The following is a 17,782-nucleotide window of genomic DNA, read 5'->3' as shown; positions in this document are numbered from 1 at the left end:
CTTTGGGTACAAATGTCTGACATCCATGTACCGCCTAGAGCCCCGGAATCACGCGGATTTTGGCGTGCCCAGGGACTCCATTACCAAATTGTTTGGTTCAGGACCCCGAAACGCACAGTTTGCTGATCATTTTCGCTGGGTTTGCTGTAGTTTTCCGAGCACCACCGTGGCATCGAATTCTTCAGAATGGACCACCCTCGCGGACAGGCCGGCGTGCCCGAACAGGGCCTCCGTCGTTCGGGCCTGCCGGACGCTCGTTTCGATCAGCAGCCGACCCCCGGGAGCCAGCCATGACGGAGCCTCCTCCGCGATCCTGCGCTGCACGTCCAAACCGTCGGCGCCGCCGTCGAGCGCCACCAGCGGTTCATGCAGCCTGGCCTCCGGCGGCATCATCCCGATCGAGTCCGTGGGGACGTATGGAGCGTTGGCCACCAGGACGTCAACCCGGCCGCGAAGAGTGTCCGGCAGGGCCGAAAAGAGATCTCCTTCATGCACTTGTCCGCCCGCAGGCCCGATATTGCGGCGGGCGCAGCGGACCGCAGCGGGGTCGACGTCGGCCGCGTGAAGCTCAATCCCGCCCACCGCGGCAAGCAAAGCAGCACCTACGGCACCCGAACCACAGCAAAGATCGACGACGACGGCGCCCGGCCGGGCGAGGCGGGCGGCCTGCCGTACGAGGTACTCCGTTCGGCGCCGGGGGACGAACACGCCCGGGTCCACTGCGATGTGCTGGCCGCAGAACTCAGCCCAGCCCAGGAGGTATTCAAGGGGCAATCCTGAGGCGCGTTGTTCGACCAAGCGGTCAAGGTCCCCGGGAGCGTGCGCCGCGGCGATCAGGAGCCGGGCCTCGTCTTCGGCGAAGACGCAACCGGCCGAACGGAGCCGTGCTGTGACGGCGGAATGGGAAGGCTGGAACGTGGGTGCTGACATGGGAGAGCCTTTCGGGGTACCGAGGGGTGCTCTCCGGGCCATGCTAGCCGAGAGCGGACGTGGAAGGCACGCGTGAAACGGTCCCGACAAAACCGGGGTTCACAAACACGGCCCGGAGTGTCTAGGGTGGGTGCATGGGAACACTGATTTTTGAATAGACCAGCGGGTCCTGGTTCGTCGCAGATGCCAGTCAAGGCACTGCAGGCTTTCACCGATGCCGCTGAGTTTGATCCGACAAAAATCCACGCCTGTTGAGGCTTCGCCTCCGCGCCGTTCCTGTTATTAGGCCCAGGGTCTCGCAGCGGACGTCGCGTCCCGATACCTCCTCCGGCAAATCAAGAGCTTTAAGGAGTCCACTGCATGACACCGAACACACCCGAAACCGACGCTGGGCAGGAACCGGAAGCGCAGGAAACCGACGCACCGGCTGCCGGTGTCAGATCGAAACTGACTGACGCGCAGAAGGAGATGCTGGCCAGCAAGTCCCGTGGCGGGGCAGCGAACAGCTGGCAAAGCACTGGAAAAGGACACAAGCCCACTCAAGCGAGTGGCAAGCTGGCCAAGTCCGAGAAGAAAGTCCGCTGGTAGATCCTGCAGACAAGCGGACCGCTCCCACCTAGTATGGAAAATCCCTTCGTTTCAATGCAGAAAGGAAGAACAATGGCTGCGAAGCACGTTGAGCAACAAATCAACTCCGAGGTGGCCAGCCACCTGGTCGAGTCCATGGACAAGGCGCCCATGCCGGCCCCGGCAACCGTGGCAATGGCACTGGGCTCGACCCAAGGAACGGCCTGGCCAGACGGTAGCGGCAAGACCAGGCACCCCAAGGATCGCGGCGCCAGCCACGGCCGCGTAGGCCAGCAGGCGGCGGTCACCGCGGTCCACCGCACCAGCCGTCCCCAGATGCCGCACTCTTCTTAAGAATATTCGCCCTCCTCAGCCCAACTGACTCGCACTTAATGTCGTTATGAGCCCTCATAACGACATCTGCTGCCAGTCAGTTGGGCTGAGCTACGTGCGGGGGGCGTGCGGGAGGCGTGCGCGTGGGGCTGGGCTGCTTGGGCATCAGGGCGCGCGCTCGACGTCGGCGGGTGACTTGTCCGGGCGCCAGCCGCGCCAGACGGGGTGGCGCATCCTTTCAGTGCCGGTCCAGTCGCCGAACGTCACCTCTCCCACCAGCTCGGGGGACACCCAATGCGCTGTGGCGGCGTCCTCGGCGGGGATGTCGCGGAAGGGGGAGTCCGGGCGATCGAGCCCCTGCATGCGCTTCAGGATGTCGCGCAGCTGCCAGTCCTTGAAGCCGGTGCCTACGCGTCCGGCGTAGCGCAGTTTGTCACCGTCGGGAATCCCCACCAGCAACGCACCGATGGTCCCGAGCCTCGCTCCGGCGCCGGGCCGCCAGCCACCCACCACCACTTCCTGCGTGCGTTCCAACTTGAGCTTGATCCAGGACCTGCTGCGCCTCCCCGGCTGGTACCGGCTGTCCGCGCGCTTGGCCATGACGCCCTCCAAGCCAAGCTCGCCGGCGCTGGCCAGGATGTCGTCGAGTTCATGCTCCAGAATCTCGGATACATGGATAGGGGAGCTCTGGGCCGGCAGCTTGGCATGGAACGCGGCCAGCCTGTCCCTGCGCTCGCTGAGTGGCAGGGAGGCGAGGTCGGCGCTGCCTTGGGATCCGGCGTCGTACAGGAGATCGAACACCATGAGTTGCACGGGGACCGCGGCCCGGGCGCGTTCGACGTCGCCGGGTTTGAAGAGGTTCATCCGCTTCTGGAGGAGTTCGAAGCTGGGCCGGCCGTTCTTGCCGAGTGCGACGATTTCGCCGTCCGCAACGAAGTCGTGGTCGGGCCAGTAGCGCGGATCCGCCAGTTCGGGATACGTGGGTGTCATGTCGATCCCCGAGCGGCTGGTCAACCTGATCTTGCCGCCCGAACCCGAAACGATGGCCCGGAATCCGTCCCACTTGAGCTCAAACAGCCAGTCGCCGGAGGAGACATCGGCCGTGGTTCCGGATGTTGCGAGCATGGGCGCATAGCTGGGAGTCCCGTTCGATTGTGGCGGGGCGTCAGGCAATTGCACCGCCCGATGGCCCGGTTTGTCCTTCATCAGGTGGATCAGCCACTGCGACGGCGACTCTCCCGTGTGGATGAGCGCGAAGCGGCGGGTGCCGTGCAAGCCGCCGCCGGGTTTGCCGGTGAGGGTGGCGATGACTTCCTTGCCGTCGCGCCATTTTTCGCACTCGAACTCGCCGCTATCCCAGATGCTGACCGTTCCGGCACCGTATTCGCCCTTCGGAATGATGCCCGCGAACTGCGCATACTCCATGGGGTGGTCCTCCGTGCGCACCGCGAGGTGGTTTTTGGCCGGAGTGTCCGGCACGCCCCGCGGCAAGGCCCAGGACGCCAGGACGCCGTTGTGTTCCAGCCGGAAGTCCAGGTGGAAACGACGGGCATGGTGCTCCTGGATCACGAAAATTCCGCCGGGCGGATTGGGTTCCGCGTCGGCCTGGAGTGGGCGCGAACCGGGCTGGTGTTCGACAGCGGGAAACGGTTCAGGTGTCCGCTGCGGATCGCGCTTGTCCACGTAGCTGGCGAGCCGCGGGTTCACGGCGGTGCCAGCGACGGCGGAGCTGACGCCGGCGGTGCTGACGCGGGCCGCGCCGGGCGGGCCGCCGTCGTCGTTCTTGGCTTTGGAACCGCCGGAGCGCTTGGAGCCGCCGGCGCTCCTGGCGCCGCTGCTCCCGTGCTCGGGACCATGCCCGGACCGCCCGGCCGCCACCGCGGCGAAGGGGTCCGTTCCCTCTTTGACGCGCTTCATGACGGCCGCGAAGTCCAGATGCTCGAGCTTGGGGGAGGAGAGTTCACGCCACGTCCTCGGTGCGGCGACCATGGGGTGGGCCCGCCCGCGGAGGGAGTACGGGACGATGGTGGTCTTGTTCCCGCTGTTCTGGCTCCAATCCACCAACACCTTGCCGTTGCGCAGGGTCTTCTTCATGTCGCTGACGACGAGGTCCGGATGGTCAGCCTCGAGCGAGCGCGCCAATTCGTGCGCGAACGCGGAGACCTGCTCCCACCTGCGGGTGCCATCCAGGCCGGCGTAGAGGTGGATGCCCTTGCTGCCGCTCGTCACAGGGACCGGATCAAGGCCGATGTCCTGCAGGATGCTGCGCGCCAACTTGGCGACTTCGACGCATTCGGGAAGGCTGGCGCCGGGACCCGGGTCGAGGTCCAGCACAAGGCGGTCGGGCGGCAGCATGGTCCCGTCGGCGTCCACTTGCCATTGCGGCACGTGGATTTCCAAGGCTGCGATCTGGGCCAGCCAGGTGAGCGTAGCGAGGTTGTTGACCAGCGGGTAAACGTTGCTGTGCTCCCTGTGCTGGATGGTGACCCGGGGAACCCATGACGGCGTCGAGTCGTCCAGGTTCTTCTGGAAGAACATCTGCCCGGGATCCTCGGTGGTCCCTACTCCGTGCACCCAACGTTTCCGGGTGGCGGGCCGGTTGGCGGCGGCCGGGATCAGGAACGGGGCCACGGCGGCGTAGTATTCGAGCACTTCGGCCTTGGTGGTGCCAGTCTCCGGGTAGATGATTTTGCCCAGGTTGGTGAGCGTCAGTTCGTGGCCTTCAACGTTGACGCGCTCCTTTTGGCTGGTTGCCACCTCTTCACCTCCGCCTTGTTGTGATGTTCACTTAGTGCATGAGGGCCATATGGAAGGGTTCTATCGCGTTCGGGCTGGTCAACGTACCCGTCAAGCTCTACAGCGCCACCGAGGACCACGATGTCAGTCTCCACCAGGTCCACAACAAGGACGGAGGCCGCATCCGTTACCAGCGGAAGTGCGAAATCTGCGCCTCTGTTGTGGATTACGAGGATATCGACAAGGCCTACGAAGAGGAAGGCCGTACCGTGGTGCTGTCCGCGGCCGATTTGAAGTCGCTGCCCGCGGAGAACAGCCGCGAAATCGAAGTGGTGGAGTTCGTTCCGGCCGAGCAGTTGGATCCCATCATGTACGAACGGCCCTACTACCTGGAGCCGGATTCCAAGTCCCCCAAGGCCTACATGCTGCTTTTGCGTACCCTGCAGGACACCGAGCGCGTGGCCATTGTGCAGTACGCCCTCCGGCAGAAGACCCGGCTCGGGGCCTTGCGCGTACGTGGGGACGTCCTGATGCTGCAATCCCTGCTCTGGGATGACGAGGTCCGCGAGGCCAACTTCCCGTCGCTGGAAACCGACGTCAAGATCTCGGACAAGGAGCTCGAGATGTCCTCGGCCCTGGTGGACTCCATGGCGCGCGACTTCGAGCCCGAGCAATACACCGACAACTACCAAGTCCAATTGCGACAACTCATCGCTGCCAAACTCGAAAAGGGAGACTCCATCGACACCGAGGAAACGTTCGGTGTCGCAGCCAGCGAAGGGGAAGGCGGCGAGGTTATCGACCTCATGGAAGCCCTCAAGCGGAGTCTCGACAAGAAGCGCGGCAAAGCGTCCGGCGGGTCGTCCACTGAAGAGTCCGACGACGGCGCCACCGGCAAAGCGGCCAGCAAGCCCAGGTCGAGGGTCAAGAAAGCCTGACGCGCGCCGTCGTGCGCTTCGTGAAAACTGGACATGTCCCTCGTGGCCCGCGCAGGAGCACTGGACATGTCCCTCGTGTGAAGCGAGGAATGGGCATAATCCGAGTATGTCCATTTCTGGGTTCGAGCGGAGAGCATGTCCCTTGGGGACCGGGGCGGTTCTTCCCAAGGCGGAGAGCACATATCGCTCGTGGCCCGCGCAGGAGCACTGGACAAGTCCCTCGTGTGAAGCGAGGAATGGGCATGATCCGAATATGTCCATTCTTGTGCCCGAGCGGAGGGCATGTCCCTTGGATGGCCTAGTGGTTTCTCAACGCCGAGATCAGCTCGGATTTCTTCTTGCCTGAGTACCCTGTGAGCCCCAGTTCCTTGGCCCGGGACTTCAGTTGGGGCACGGTCCAGTCCTCATAGTCGCCCGAGGTGCCTCCCCGATGACCGATTTCCTTGCGGCCTTCCTTGGCAGCGGCATTCGAGATTCTGGCGGCCTTCTCCTTCGAGGCGCCATCCTCCCTGAGGGTTTCGTAGAGTTCCGGATCCTTGAGGCTGGGATTCTTCTTGTTTGGCATGCATTCCTCCTGCGGTCAAGATGCCGGCTAAGACGGAAGCTCCATCCGGAACCCGCAGCGGCACTGCAACACCTTTGTCGCCAGGTACACGTCGAGAAGGTCGACGGCGGGGTCCTCAGTGGACATCGGCGCATACACGCTGTGGAATCCGGTTCCCGAAATCTTCATAGGTTCACCGCAATGGATGTATTCGCCGCCGAATTGCAGCACACCTGATACCGAACCTCGTTGGTTCAGGATGGCCGCGACGTCCTGAAAGGTCGCAGCATGGGCATAGAACGTGTCGCATTCCACGCAGGTGTAAGCGACATCCACGAGGTCTGCCACCGGTGGTTTGAGCGGCTCGATGGAATCCAGGATCACGTGCTCGGCAGTGCGGCAAGTGCCGCACCAGATTCGTTCCGCCCTGGGGTGAGGCGCGCCGTCGGGAACGATCGGGTCAGAGATAGTCGGCATCGACTTAACTCCTTGAAGCGGGAAGTGCGGCTCCCGCGCGACGCGGAAGCCGCACTTCGAGCGGATTTAGTCCTTCTTGAAAGCGTCCTTGACCTTTTCGCCGGCCGATTTCAGGTCGCTCTTGCTTTGATCCATCTTGCCTTCGGCTTCGAGCCTCTCGTTACCCGTCAGCTTTCCAGCCGCTTCCTTGGATTTGCCCGCAAGCTTTTCTCCGGCGTTCTGGATCTTGTCATCTGCACCCATGGACGTACTCCTTTGCTGGTAATGGATTTACTTCATTCCGCCAAGCGGTGTGGGCCCGGCCGATGGGGCCAGGCGTCCCAAATGCTGTTGTCGGTCAAACGCCGTGTGACCTACGGCCGGACATGAAGCTGAGAAGCCAGCCGATGGCCGCGACGATCAGGAGGACCACGCCGACCCAGAGGAGCCAGCTCACGGCCTGCGAGAAACCGCCGACGAGCAGAAGAACGATTGCCACAACGCCTGCAATGATCAGAAGAGTGTTCACAATGACACATTCCTTACTTTCAGTGGGACCGCCGGCAAGCGCCCGGGCCCCTTGCGATGTACTCGATTGTCAGTTCGCTTGCGAACCGTGGTTCCCCACCAGGCCCCCAGACCCCGTGCGAGGTCTTAGTTACAGCGGATGCCGCCCGTTTTCCGGAATTTTCATCCGGTACCAACCGTCACCGACTTCCTCCATGGTACTACTAAGCACCCTTATCAAATCAAGTACTAAGTACACTGATAAAAATTTTTGGATATCGTCGTAGGGTAAACGGAAGGGCGTGCGCCGGTTTCCAGCACACGCATCGGATGGTCGTCTAGGAGGAGAAAACGTGAAAGCATCGCAATCCCTGGCAGATAATCTCCAGCTGGTCCTGACGGATCTGATTGAACTCCAGCTCCAGGGAAAACAGGCCCATTGGAACATTGTCGGCGCCAATTTCCGGGACCTGCATCTGCAACTAGACGAACTCGTCGCGGCCGCCCGGGAGTTCGCCGACGAAACCGCTGAAAGGATGCGGGCGCTCCATGCCCTTCCCGATGGCCGGAGCAGCACCGTCGCTGCCTCAACCAGGTTGGAGCAATTCCCCGCGGGATTGACCAAAACCAAGGACGCCGTGAAGCTGATCACCGACCGCTTGGAACGGACTGTCCAGACCATGCGTGATGTCCACGACGAAGTAGACGAAGAAGACCCCACGACGGCAGACCTCCTCCACGCGTTCATTGCCCGTTTGGAGCAGCTGGCCTGGATGATCAGTGCTGAGATCATGTCGGCCAGTGCCTCAGTGGCAGACCCGCAGGAAGCCTAGGAACCGGGAAGCCAGGCAAGCGGCGCCAGAGCATGCCACGGCTCCGCCGCAGCAAACCCGGCACTCCGGGCATTTCCCGGCGAAGGTCCGGCCGCGGATTCAGTTACCACCATCCGGACGGATCGCTAATCACGGGTGGGGAGCGCGAGCGCATTGAAGCGCTGGCGATTCCTCCTGCGTGGACCGACGTCTGGATATGCCCGTTCGAGAACGGGCATATCCAGGCAATGGGAGTGGACGACGCCGGTCGGAGCCAATACATCTACCACCCGGAATGGCGGGCTCGCCAAGATGCTGAAAAGTTCGCCCGGGCTGCGCGCCTCGGAGCCCTCCTGCCGCAGGCGCGTCGTCTCATCTCCCGCCATCTGCGGGAGTCAGCGTCGGAGAAGACCAAAACCTTGGCCGCGGCCGTGCGGCTCATGGATCTCGGCGCCTTGCGCGTTGGATCCGATGGCTACGCGCGCCGCAACGGCTCGTACGGGCTCACCACGCTGAGGTGCAAACACGTAAAGGTCAATGGGGATACGGTTTCCCTGCATTTTCCGGGGAAAAGCGGTCAAACCTGGGATTCCACCATCGAGGACCCTGTGCTGGCCCGGTTCCTCGGACCGTTGGCGGGGAGGCCCGGCAAGGAAGCACTGCTCGTCTTCCAGTGCGGTGAGGGCAGGGTCTCCCTGAACGCCTCGATGGTCAACGAGTACCTTCGCCGCATCACAGGCGGCGACTACACGGCCAAGGACTTCCGCACCTGGAAAGGGACCGCGGCAGCCGGCATGGCGCTCGCAGGCAGATCGAATGTGCCAGCCCGCCAGCGAGTCCTCGAGGCGATCAAGGAAGCCGCCGAACTGCTCGGCAACACGCCTACGGTGGCGAGGGCAGCCTACGTCGATCCGCGCGTCGTGGAGGGTTTCCTTGCCGGTGATTTCGAACAGCTGAGCGCCACCGAGTCGGATATTGCGGCCTACCTGACGTCATTGCCCTGAATTAAACAATGAGCATGCTCCCCGTTGGCTACGAAGAAGGAACATATTAGGAATATGTCCATCCCTGAGTGCCAAGGGAGAGCATGCTCAGTGGGGTTACTCGGCGTCGTGGTCCGTTTCGAGGATCTTCACGAGGCGGTCCAGCGCTTCGTCGGCCCCGGCACCCTCGGCGCGCAGTACTACGACGTCGCCGAATGAAGCTCCGAGGCTCATAAGGGACAGGATGCTGGCGGCGTCCATTGCATCGTCGGCCGGCTCGCCTTCGCGGGCGATGGTGACCTCGATGTCCAGCTCGCCGGCGGCTTCGGCGAAGATGGCCGCCGGGCGGGCGTGCAGACCGACGCGGCTGGCGATGGTGGCGGTACGTTCGGACATTGTTGCTCCTTCGATTGTGGGCTTGGGGAAAGTCTAGAGACCCAGTTCGTCCAGGATAGGCAGCTGGGCACGAACGGCTTGGCGCGCGGCGGATGCACTCGGGGCGGCCAGTGCCGCCGACGCGAGCTTTTGGGCTTGTGCCACGGTAACAGTTGCCAGGACAGCCGAAACGGCAGCCAGGGCGCGTGCACTCATGGAAAGCGTCGCTACGCCCAGTCCAACGAGTACGACGGCGAGGGCGGGGTCCGCGGCTGCCTCGCCGCATACTCCGACGGGCCGGGCGGTGCTGCCCACGCTGGCGGCAGCAGCGCCGTCGGCGGTCAATTTCACGAGCTGTAGCACGGCGGGCTGCCAGGGGTCATTGAGCGTGGCGAGCGGGCCGAGTTGCCGGTCCGCGGCCATCGCGTACTGGGTGAGGTCGTTTGTTCCGAGCGACGCGAAGCTGACTTCGCGCAGCACGGAGGCGGCGGTCAGGGCGGCCGACGGGACTTCAACCATGACGCCGGGGGTCTTCAACCCGGCGGCAGCGCAGAGGGCCGCGAAATGCGCGGCTTCCTCGGCCGTGGAGATCATGGGGGCCATAACCCAGACTTCGGCCTGGTTGGCGGCCTCTGCCGCGGCGATCGCCGCCAGCTGGCGTTCGAGGACGCCGGGCGAGGTGAGGTCGGTGCGGTACCCGCGGACGCCCAGCGCGGGGTTGGGTTCATCCGCGTTGGTGAGGAACGGCAGGGGTTTGTCCGCGCCGGCGTCGAGGGTTCGGACCACCACCTTCTTGCCCGGGAACGCGGCGAAGACAGCGCCGTAGGCGGCGATCTGCTCCTCGACGGTTGGTTCGTCGTCGCGATCCAGGAAACAGAATTCGGTGCGCAGCAGACCGACGCCCTCGGCACCGGCGTCGGCGGCTTTGACCGCGTCGGCGCCCGTACCGACGTTGGCGAGCAGCGGAACCCGGAACCCGTCGGCCATGGCGTTGTTCCCGCTGAAGGCGGCAATCGTAGACGCCTGGTTGGCCCAAGCCTTGGCCGCAAGCTTGAGTTCTTCGCCGGGGTCAACCGTGATGGTGCCGGCAGCACCGTCGAGGTAGACCTCGGTGCCGTCTCCGATCTCGTCGACCCCCGGGGCGGCGACGATCGCGGGCAGGCCGAGGGCGCGGGCCAGGATGGCGGTGTGGGACTGCGGGCCGCCGCTTGAGGTGATCAGCGCGATCACCTTGGCGGGGTCCAGGGTGGCGGTGTCTGCCGGCGCGAGGTCCTCGGCGGCCAGGATGAACGGAACGTCCGACGCCGGGATCCCCGGAGCGGGCAGCCCGCGCAGTTCAGAGACGATGCGGGCACGGACGTCCAGGACGTCGGCCACGCGCTCGGCCATGTAGCCGCCGAGGGCCTTCAACGAGTCGGCAACCGTGGCAGCTGCCTCCCAGATGGCCCGCTCGGCCGTACGTGCGCCGCCCGGCGCCTCGGGGGAGAGGAGCCTGATGGCCGATTTCACCAGCATGGGATCGGCGGCCATCAGGGCAGTTGCTTCCAGGACCTCTTTGCCTTCGCCGGACGCCGTCGCGGCTCGGGCACGGAGTTCCGCCTGCACGGCCTTGGCGGCATCCTTGATGCGCTGGCCCTGCGATTCGACGGTAACGTCCGCAGGAATGTTGACGTTCACGTGAGGCTCTTGGACCGGCTTCGGCATCTGCCGCACCGGCCCCAGAACACGTCCGGGGGCAACGCCTACACCTGAAAAGGTCTGCATGGATTTAGTCCTCTACTTGCTTGCTGACGGTGGGGTCAGGCTGCGACGACGGCCGGAACGGGCTCTGCCTCAACCGGCTTCCGGACTGCCCAACGCTTCAGCGCAAGCAGGACAAGGGCGGTGATGACCACGCCGACAGCGATCGAGCCGAAGAACAACAGGAAGTTGTTCATGGCGAAGAAGACGAAGATTCCGCCGTGGGGAGCCTGCGAGGTGACCCCGAACGCCATGCTCAAGGCGCCTGTCACTGCGCCGCCCACCATGCTGGCTGGGATGACACGCAGCGGGTCGGCAGCGGCGAACGGAATCGCCCCTTCGGAGATGAAGGAAGCACCCAGCAGCCAGGCGGCCTTGCCGTTTTCACGCTCGGCCAGGCTGAAGCCCTTTTTGTTGAGCACGGTTGCCAGTGCCATGGCGAGCGGCGGGACCATGCCGGCCGCCATAACTGCTGCCATGATCTGCCAGGGAGCCTGGTTGGCTACGCTTCCGGCGCCGAGACCGGCCACGGCGAAGGAGTAGGCAACCTTGTTGACGGGACCGCCCAGGTCGAAGCACATCATGAGGCCGAGGATGATGCCGAGGACGATGGCGGAGACGCCGGTCATGCCGGACAGCCAGGCGTTGAGGCCCTTGGTGATCGCAGCGATGGGACCGCCGAGAACCAGGAACATGAGCCCGGATGCAACGATCGAGGCCGCGAGCGGGATGATGACCACGGGCATGAGGCCGCGCAGCCAGCGCGGAACCCTGAAGGTGCCGATCCAGTGTGCAGTGATACCAGCCAGCAGGCCGCCTACCAGGCCACCCAGGAAGCCGGCGCCCATGTATCCGGCGACAGCGCCCGAGACGAAGCCGGGAGCGATCCCGGGCCGGTCCGCGATACCGTAGGCGATGTAGCCCGCCAATGCAGGGACAAGGAAGCCAAGTGACAAGGCGCCGATCTTGAACAGCACGGCGCCGAGGTACGCGCCCAGCGGGCCCCAGGCGTGCGCGGGGAACTCCGTGGGCAGGCTGCCAAGCGTGTTCGCGCCAAGAATCTTATCGGCCGCACCGGCGATCTCGTAGCCGCCTAGGAGGAAGCCCAAGGCAATGAGCAGGCCGCCACCGGCGACGAACGGGATCATGTAGCTGACACCGGTCAGCAGGACCTTCTTGACCTTGGTACCGAGGTGCTCGCTGGCAGCCTCTGATGCATGTTCGGCGTTTTCTTCGGCGCCGAAATGCGGAACGCGGTGGGCATGGGGGTCGGACGCGGCGGCGATGGCTTCCTGAACCATCTTGGCCGGTTCGTCAATGCCGCGCTTTACGGGCGCGTTGATGACCGGCTTGCCGGCGAAGCGCTCCTTGCCGCGGACATCGACGTCTACTGCGAAGATCACGGCGTCAGCAGCGGCAATAACAGACGGGTCCAACGCGGTGAATCCGCCCGAGCCCTGGGTTTCAACCTGAAGGTCGACGCCCATTTCCTTGGCCGCAGCCACGAGGGAATCGGCTGCCATGTAGGTGTGGGCGATGCCGGTGGGGCAAGCCGTGACGGCGACGATGCGCTTGGGTCCAGTCGACGAAGCGGCATGGACCGAGGCCGGGGCCGCCTCGGCGGCGGGTGCTGCCGCCCCTGTTGCATGCGCAGCCGGCTTGTCGGCCAACGCGCCTTCAACCAGGTCAACGATGTCCTGCTCCGTGGCAGCCGCGCGGAGGGCCGCCGTGAAGTCCTTCTTGATGAGGGAGCGGGCCAGCTTGGAGAGCAGCTTCAGGTGCTCCTGGTCCGCTCCTTCCGGTGCAGCGATGAAGAAGATGATGTCCGCGGGGCCGTCCTTGGCACCGAAGTCCACTTTCTGGGAGAGCCGGGCCATCGCCAAGGCGGGTTCGGTCACGGCGATTGAGCGGCAGTGCGGGATGGCGATGCCGCCGGGTACGCCCGTGGCGGTCTTCTGCTCGCGGGCGAAGGCGTCCGCGAAGAGCCCTTCAACCTCGGAGGCGCGCCCGGCTGCGGCAACTTTGCCTGCCAGGAAGCGGATGACATCGGCGGGGGAATCGCCGAGGTTCTGGTCAAGGGAGACCAGTTGGGGGGTGATGAGCTGGGTCACTGTTAGTCCTTCTGAAGGGCCGTGATGGTTACGGCGTCGGGAGTTGTTTGGTGGACCGCCGGGACAGTGGAGCCCGGCAGCGAAGCAGCGGCGGCACCATGTGCCACAGCCTGACGGAGGCAGTCCTGCGAGGTTCCGCCGTTGGTGGCGGCCAGCAGATAGCCAGCAAGGGATGAATCGCCGGCACCAACTGTGCTGACGGCTTTGATCGGCGGATGCGTGGCGAACCACGCGCCGTCGGCGGTTACCAGGACGGCGCCCTTGGAACCGAGTGTTGCGAGTACTGCACCCACACCGCTGCCGACGACGGCGGCGGCAGCCCTGGCGGCAAGGCCGGGGTCCGCTTCCAGTTCGTCAGCCGTGTGGACGTCCGTGAGGCCTGCTGCGGCGGCCAGTTCGGCCAGTTCTTCCGCGTTGGGCTTCAAGAGATCGGGCTTGCCACTGATGTTGCCGAGTGAATCGCCACTGATGGCGGCAACCAGCGGGGCGCCCGAGGAATCGATTGCTATAAGCGGCGGTCCGCCATTTGCCGGATCGTTGTGCGTGGACCGGAGCCGGCGGGCGACTGTGGCGTAAAAATCCGCTGGAACTCCTGGTGGGAGCGATCCGGCAAGTACCACCCAGCTTGCGCCACGGGAGCGGTCCAGCAGCAGCCCGATCAGGGCTTCCTGCTCGTCCAGGCTCAACTCCGGGCCGGGTTCGTTGATCTTGGTGGTGACGCCGTCCGGTTCGGTGAGCGTCACGTTGCTGCGCAGCGGCGCACTGATGGGAAGCGCCGCGTAGGGGACGCCGTCGTCGAGCAGTCCCGCTAGGACGGGATCGGAATCCCCGCCCGGCAGGACGGCGACGGTGTCCAGGCCCGAGGCGACCAGCGCCCGGGAGACATTGACGCCCTTGCCACCGGAGTGCTGGTGGACGGCGACGGCGCGTTGAACCTCGCCGCGGGCCAAGGGGGCTGGAAGCTCAACGGTGCGGTCCAGGCTTGGGTTGGCAGTCAGGGTGACGATCATGCGATCACCACGTCGACGCCGGCCTCGGCCAAAGCGGCGGAGAGCTCTTCAGAGGGTTCGTGGTCAGTAATCACGGTGTCCACATCTTTTAGGGCAGCGAACTGGACCAGGGTTTCCGCGTCCAGCTTGGAGGAATCCGCGAGGACGACGACGCGCCGTGCGGACGTGACGAAGGCAGCCTTGACGGCGGCTTCTTCGGGGTCAGGGGTGCTGAGCCCGAACGTGGCGTGGATACCGTTGGCGCCAACGAACGCGATGTCCGGGCGGAGCCGGGAAGCGGCCTCGACGGTGGACTGCCCGACGGCGGCCTGGGTGAGCCCGCGGACGCGGCCGCCCAGGATCTGGAGGGCGATGTGCGGGTTGCCGGAGAGACGTCCGGCGATGGGGATGGCATGGGTGATAACCACGAGTTCTTCACGCGGGGTGTTCCCGTTGGAGGACGACGTGTGCTGCGCGGTGCGCTGGTCGAGCAAGCGGGCGAGGGCCTCGGTGGTGGAGCCGGCATCGATCAGGATGCTGCCGGCCGCGTTCTCGGGGATGAGGGCAAGTGCGGCCTCGGCGATGCGGAGCTTCTCCGGTTGGCGCTGGATGGCCCGCTCAACCACGCTTTCCTCGCGGGTGCTGAGGCGGTCCGACGGGACTGCCCCGCCGTGCACGCGGCGAAGATTACCGGCGGATTCGAGGGCAGCCAGGTCACGGCGGACGGTCTCCGTGGTGATGCTGAATCGATCCGCAAGGTCCGTGACGCTGACCCGTCCACGCTCGGCCACGAGCTCGGAGATCAGCTGTTGGCGCTCTTCAGCAAACACATACCCTCCATTGCGTACAAGCGATCTGGTACATCAGTGACAGTGATCACATGATGTGGAATTGCTTGACTCTATCTTTGTTCATGTTGGTCTGTCAACAGAAAACAACATAAACAAAGATATTGGGGTGGTTTGGGTTTGGCGCGGGTTGGTTTGGGGCCTGCTTTGAGGGTGGAGAGCGTTGGATTCTGCTGCATCATTCGAAGGCGACGGCTCGCCGGCCTCGGAATGGCGGGGGCCGGCGAGCCTGGATGCCGGAATGATCCAGCAGAATCTAGCGCCGGACCGGAGAGTGCCCTACGGCCACTCGATTTCCCGCGGACCGGGGTAGTCGATGGGAAGGTTGTCCGGGTCGGGAGGGTCGGGCAAACGGAACTGGGTAGAGGAATCCGCCTCTTGCCGATGCTTGTTCCGCTGTTGGCCTAGTTCATCAGGTTCTTGGCGCGAGTCGTCTTCGGGTCGGCGAGGGTGTGTACCTTCGAGCTTCATGGTGCTTCCTTCGGGTAAAAGCAAGTCGTGGCTAAGCAGGTATTTCCAACTCGAACCCGCACCTGCATCTCAAGACTTTGGTGTGGAGTTGCACTTCCAAGGGAAAGTTGCGCGATCGGGGCCTGCCGGTCGGCGGTGCTTCGAAGCTTCGCAGCGCGGTTTTGTTATCGCGGAGGGGTTCACCGCAGTGGAAATAGTGGTTTCCGAACTCCAGGAGGCCATCCTGAATCCCCCGACGATTCAGGATGGCCCCCGCCTGCTGGACAGTGGCAACGTGGCTGTAGGAAAACCCGCAGGAAGTGCACGTGTAGAAGACGGCAAGCTGTTGGGAAGACCTTGGAGTCCGGGCCTGGATGGAATCGATGACCAGGTGCTTGTCTGTTCCGCAAGAGGCACACCAAAGGGGAGAAGCGCCGGGCTGATGTGGTTCGCGAGGAATCGCGGACTCGGAGAGGGTCGACATCGCCTAGCCCCGCGCCGGTAACAGGCATTTGCTCATCAGGCAGCACCTTCACGTTGAGTGACATGGCGCCCGGCTGCTTGAGCGAAAACAGGCCGAAGGCTCGGCCTTTGTCCGGAGTTCTGCACGGACTGTAGAAGAATTGTGCACTCTGTACCCCCGGCGCGCAAGACCGGCGGAGCGTTTGTCCAAGTGGTGGACGTTGTATTGGCATGCCCTTTTTCCGCCATTGCCGCCCCGCTGCTCCTAGACTGAACCATGGACGAAATGGGCCTGAACGCGTCGGTGGTGGGCCAACTCCAGGATTTGGTCATCGACAGTGAAGACGTCAGCGGCTTCCTCGAAGACCTTGCGGAATTCACGGCGTCGTCACTGTCCGCTGCGCGCGGTCAAGACGTCCTGTGCGGCGTTACGTTGAGCAGACGCCGCCGATCGATGACCGTGGCTGGAAGCAGCCACGAAGCCCGCCTCATTGACGAAGTGCAGCAAGCATACGGAGACGGCCCGTGCCTGGAAGCGATGAGAACCGGGAAGTCTGTACTCGTTTCTGACACTTCAGCGGACTCGCGGTGGCCTGAATACTGCACCACCATCGCGGAACGCGGGCACCTGGCCGTACTCTGCGTCCCCCTGGGCCTGGAAGAAGGCGCGACGGCGGCTATCAACCTTTTCGCGCCGCAGCGCGATGCATTCGACGAGGCCTCCGTACACAGCTGCGAGCAGTTCGCAAGTCAGGCAGAAAAGGCTTTGAGGCTGGCTGTCCGGATCGGTGCCAGGCAACAACGCGCAGAGGACCTCGAGCAGGCCATGCGTTCCCGGACCGCCATCGATCTGGCAACTGGCGTCATCATGGGCCAGAACAGGTGCAGCCAGGAAGAGGCTTTCAGGATTCTGAGCAAGGCCTCAAACGGCAGGAACCAGAAACTGAGGGATGTTGCGGAATCCCTTCTCCGGTCCTTGACGAACGAAACGCCAGTCTTGCACTTCGAGCCCTAAGCGACTCTGCCAACTGCGCTCCGCGATGTTTTTGACACTCTCCACGAGGCTGTCCCACATGCCCTTCGAATGCGCGGCCTCATCCGGACTGGCGTTGTTGTCCTGGGCCAAGGTCAGCTTGGTCATCCCGCCTACAGGCTCGAGCGTCCACGTCAGCGTGTGATAGTTCCCGGGAGTGTCTTCTTGGCCGGACAACGGGCTGAAATGTGTGTTAACCAGCCGCTTCCCGGGCTCGAATTCGAGGATGGTGGTGTTGAGCGCGAGCTCGCCGGAACGGTGCCGGCTCGCCCGAGCCTTTCGGCGACCCGGGCCCGTTCCGGCGATTTCGACGGCGACGTCTAGGCTCTTCCCATGGAAACAGTCGTCTGGTCCAAACTGGAAAATGAGCGCGCAGGGACGCCGCTCCTCGTGATGATGCACGGATACGGTACGGACGAGCAGCGGATGGTGAATCTCTTTCCCCAGCTCCCCAAAGAATTCACCTGCGCCGCGCTCCGTGGGCCCATGCCGATCGGCGACCACTACGGCTGGTTCCTGCTGGACTACTTCCTGGCCAACGACTTTGCGGACGTCATCGCCGCCACCAACAAGGTGTTCGCTTGGATTGACTCAGTCAAACGCAACCACAGCAGCGTGAGCCTCCTGGGCTATTCCCAAGGCATGGCCATGGCCAGTACGCTTCTGCGGCTTCGTCCGGAAGGCTTCAAAGCGACCGTGGGCCTCTCCGGATTCGTGCTGGAAAACGACCTTCTGGCGCTCAGCGAATCCTTCGACTCGCCACCGCCGTTCTTCTGGGGCAGGGACAAAGCGGATCCCGTGATCTTCAGTGATGCCATTGAGCACACGGCGGAATGGCTCGACAAATACACCGCTCTCACCGCGCGAACCTACCCTGGGATGGGGCATCGGATCGAGGCCCCGGAATTGACTGATGTCAGCGCGTTCCTGAGGTATTACGTCCTCCGTTGAGGTGAGGTCCGCGTCAC

21 protein-coding genes are annotated in these 17,782 nt (G+C 64.0%); 8 read left to right on the top strand and 13 right to left on the bottom strand.

Annotated elements, in window-relative coordinates; translation table 11 throughout:
• Positions 1-126 precede the first annotated feature (126 nt).
• Positions 127-930, bottom strand: coding sequence for a putative protein N(5)-glutamine methyltransferase (locus QRN59_RS00305; RefSeq protein WP_284980539.1), 804 nt, complete (start codon positions 928-930; stop codon positions 127-129).
• 360 nt (positions 931-1,290) lie between these two features.
• Here QRN59_RS00305 and QRN59_RS00300 point away from each other — a divergent pair, with 360 nt between their 5' ends.
• Both QRN59_RS00300 and QRN59_RS00295 read left to right on the top strand, forming a co-directional pair.
• The gene (locus QRN59_RS00300; protein WP_284980537.1) at positions 1,291-1,518 is read left to right on the top strand and encodes a hypothetical protein; all 228 of its coding nucleotides are present in this window, start codon (positions 1,291-1,293) and stop codon (positions 1,516-1,518) included.
• Positions 1,519-1,590: 72 nt separating this feature from the next.
• Positions 1,591-1,851 carry a hypothetical protein gene (locus QRN59_RS00295; protein ID WP_284980535.1) on the top strand — a complete coding sequence of 87 codons (261 nt, stop codon included), beginning with the start codon at positions 1,591-1,593 and terminating at the stop codon, positions 1,849-1,851.
• A gap of 144 nt (positions 1,852-1,995) precedes the next feature.
• Here QRN59_RS00295 and QRN59_RS00290 read toward each other — a convergent pair whose 3' ends face one another.
• Positions 1,996-4,587: an ATP-dependent DNA ligase gene (locus QRN59_RS00290; RefSeq protein WP_284980533.1), complete on the bottom strand. Its 2,592-nt coding sequence runs from the start codon at positions 4,585-4,587 to the stop codon at positions 1,996-1,998.
• A gap of 38 nt (positions 4,588-4,625) precedes the next feature.
• Here QRN59_RS00290 and ku point away from each other — a divergent pair, with 38 nt between their 5' ends.
• Entirely contained in the window at positions 4,626-5,504 is an 879-nt protein-coding gene (gene ku / locus QRN59_RS00285) for a non-homologous end joining protein Ku (RefSeq protein WP_284980532.1), read from the top strand.
• Between the two features lie 298 nt (positions 5,505-5,802).
• Here the strand turns inward: ku and QRN59_RS00280 are convergent, their stop codons facing one another.
• From QRN59_RS00280 to QRN59_RS00265, 4 genes are all read right to left on the bottom strand, one after another.
• Positions 5,803-6,069: a DUF7218 family protein gene (locus QRN59_RS00280; protein WP_284980531.1), complete on the bottom strand. Its 267-nt coding sequence runs from the start codon at positions 6,067-6,069 to the stop codon at positions 5,803-5,805.
• Positions 6,070-6,096: 27 nt separating this feature from the next.
• Positions 6,097-6,525: a hypothetical protein gene (locus QRN59_RS00275; protein ID WP_284980529.1), complete on the bottom strand. Its 429-nt coding sequence runs from the start codon at positions 6,523-6,525 to the stop codon at positions 6,097-6,099.
• 66 nt (positions 6,526-6,591) lie between these two features.
• Entirely contained in the window at positions 6,592-6,768 is a 177-nt protein-coding gene (locus QRN59_RS00270) for a CsbD family protein (protein ID WP_059388403.1), read from the bottom strand.
• A gap of 94 nt (positions 6,769-6,862) precedes the next feature.
• Complete coding sequence (locus tag QRN59_RS00265; RefSeq protein ID WP_139359614.1) at positions 6,863-7,033, bottom strand: DUF2207 domain-containing protein; 171 nt, start codon at positions 7,031-7,033, stop codon at positions 6,863-6,865.
• Between the two features lie 331 nt (positions 7,034-7,364).
• Here QRN59_RS00265 and QRN59_RS00260 point away from each other — a divergent pair, with 331 nt between their 5' ends.
• Both QRN59_RS00260 and QRN59_RS00255 read left to right on the top strand, forming a co-directional pair.
• Entirely contained in the window at positions 7,365-7,844 is a 480-nt protein-coding gene (locus tag QRN59_RS00260) for a Dps family protein (protein ID WP_284980528.1), read from the top strand.
• Between the two features lie 32 nt (positions 7,845-7,876).
• Positions 7,877-8,827, top strand: a complete 951-nt coding sequence (locus tag QRN59_RS00255) for a DNA topoisomerase IB (RefSeq protein ID WP_284980527.1) — start codon at positions 7,877-7,879, stop codon at positions 8,825-8,827.
• 96 nt (positions 8,828-8,923) lie between these two features.
• On the opposite strand, the gene QRN59_RS00250 is transcribed toward QRN59_RS00255, so the two are convergent.
• From QRN59_RS00250 to QRN59_RS00225, 6 genes are all read right to left on the bottom strand, one after another.
• On the bottom strand, positions 8,924-9,202 hold the full coding sequence (locus QRN59_RS00250; RefSeq protein ID WP_059388405.1) for an HPr family phosphocarrier protein: 279 nt from the start codon (positions 9,200-9,202) through the stop codon (positions 8,924-8,926).
• Between the two features lie 33 nt (positions 9,203-9,235).
• Positions 9,236-10,945 carry a phosphoenolpyruvate--protein phosphotransferase gene (ptsP, locus tag QRN59_RS00245; RefSeq protein ID WP_284980526.1) on the bottom strand — a complete coding sequence of 570 codons (1,710 nt, stop codon included), beginning with the start codon at positions 10,943-10,945 and terminating at the stop codon, positions 9,236-9,238.
• 35 nt (positions 10,946-10,980) lie between these two features.
• Entirely contained in the window at positions 10,981-13,032 is a 2,052-nt protein-coding gene (locus QRN59_RS00240) for a PTS fructose transporter subunit IIABC (protein ID WP_284980524.1), read from the bottom strand.
• A 2-nt stretch (positions 13,033-13,034) separates the two neighbouring features.
• Positions 13,035-14,042: a 1-phosphofructokinase family hexose kinase gene (locus QRN59_RS00235; protein ID WP_284980523.1), complete on the bottom strand. Its 1,008-nt coding sequence runs from the start codon at positions 14,040-14,042 to the stop codon at positions 13,035-13,037.
• Entirely contained in the window at positions 14,039-14,851 is an 813-nt protein-coding gene (locus tag QRN59_RS00230; protein ID WP_284980522.1) for a DeoR/GlpR family DNA-binding transcription regulator, read from the bottom strand. The genes QRN59_RS00235 and QRN59_RS00230 overlap by 4 nt, the downstream gene beginning before the upstream one ends.
• A 297-nt stretch (positions 14,852-15,148) precedes the next feature.
• Complete coding sequence (locus QRN59_RS00225; RefSeq protein ID WP_284980521.1) at positions 15,149-15,340, bottom strand: hypothetical protein; 192 nt, start codon at positions 15,338-15,340, stop codon at positions 15,149-15,151.
• Between the two features lie 718 nt (positions 15,341-16,058).
• Here QRN59_RS00225 and QRN59_RS00220 point away from each other — a divergent pair.
• Positions 16,059-16,796 carry a GAF and ANTAR domain-containing protein gene (locus QRN59_RS00220; RefSeq protein ID WP_284980520.1) on the top strand — a complete coding sequence of 246 codons (738 nt, stop codon included), beginning with the start codon at positions 16,059-16,061 and terminating at the stop codon, positions 16,794-16,796.
• Here QRN59_RS00220 and QRN59_RS00215 read toward each other — a convergent pair.
• Positions 16,704-17,042, bottom strand: coding sequence for an SRPBCC domain-containing protein (locus tag QRN59_RS00215; RefSeq protein ID WP_350225206.1), 339 nt, complete (start codon positions 17,040-17,042; stop codon positions 16,704-16,706). The genes QRN59_RS00220 and QRN59_RS00215 overlap by 93 nt on opposite strands.
• Here QRN59_RS00215 and QRN59_RS00210 point away from each other — a divergent pair.
• Together QRN59_RS00210 and QRN59_RS00205 are read left to right on the top strand one after the other, a co-directional pair.
• On the top strand, positions 17,001-17,138 hold the full coding sequence (locus QRN59_RS00210; RefSeq protein ID WP_284980653.1) for a hypothetical protein: 138 nt from the start codon (positions 17,001-17,003) through the stop codon (positions 17,136-17,138). The two genes, QRN59_RS00215 and QRN59_RS00210, sit on opposite strands and share 42 nt — an antisense overlap.
• Before the next feature lie 9 nt (positions 17,139-17,147).
• The gene (locus QRN59_RS00205; RefSeq protein ID WP_284980519.1) at positions 17,148-17,765 is read left to right on the top strand and encodes an alpha/beta hydrolase; all 618 of its coding nucleotides are present in this window, start codon (positions 17,148-17,150) and stop codon (positions 17,763-17,765) included.
• The last annotated feature ends 17 nt before the right edge of the window (positions 17,766-17,782 follow it).

The organism is Arthrobacter sp. efr-133-TYG-118, assembly GCF_030209755.1.
GTDB lineage: Bacteria > Actinomycetota > Actinomycetes > Actinomycetales > Micrococcaceae > Arthrobacter.
This window is presented reverse-complemented; position numbering and strand designations above follow the sequence as displayed.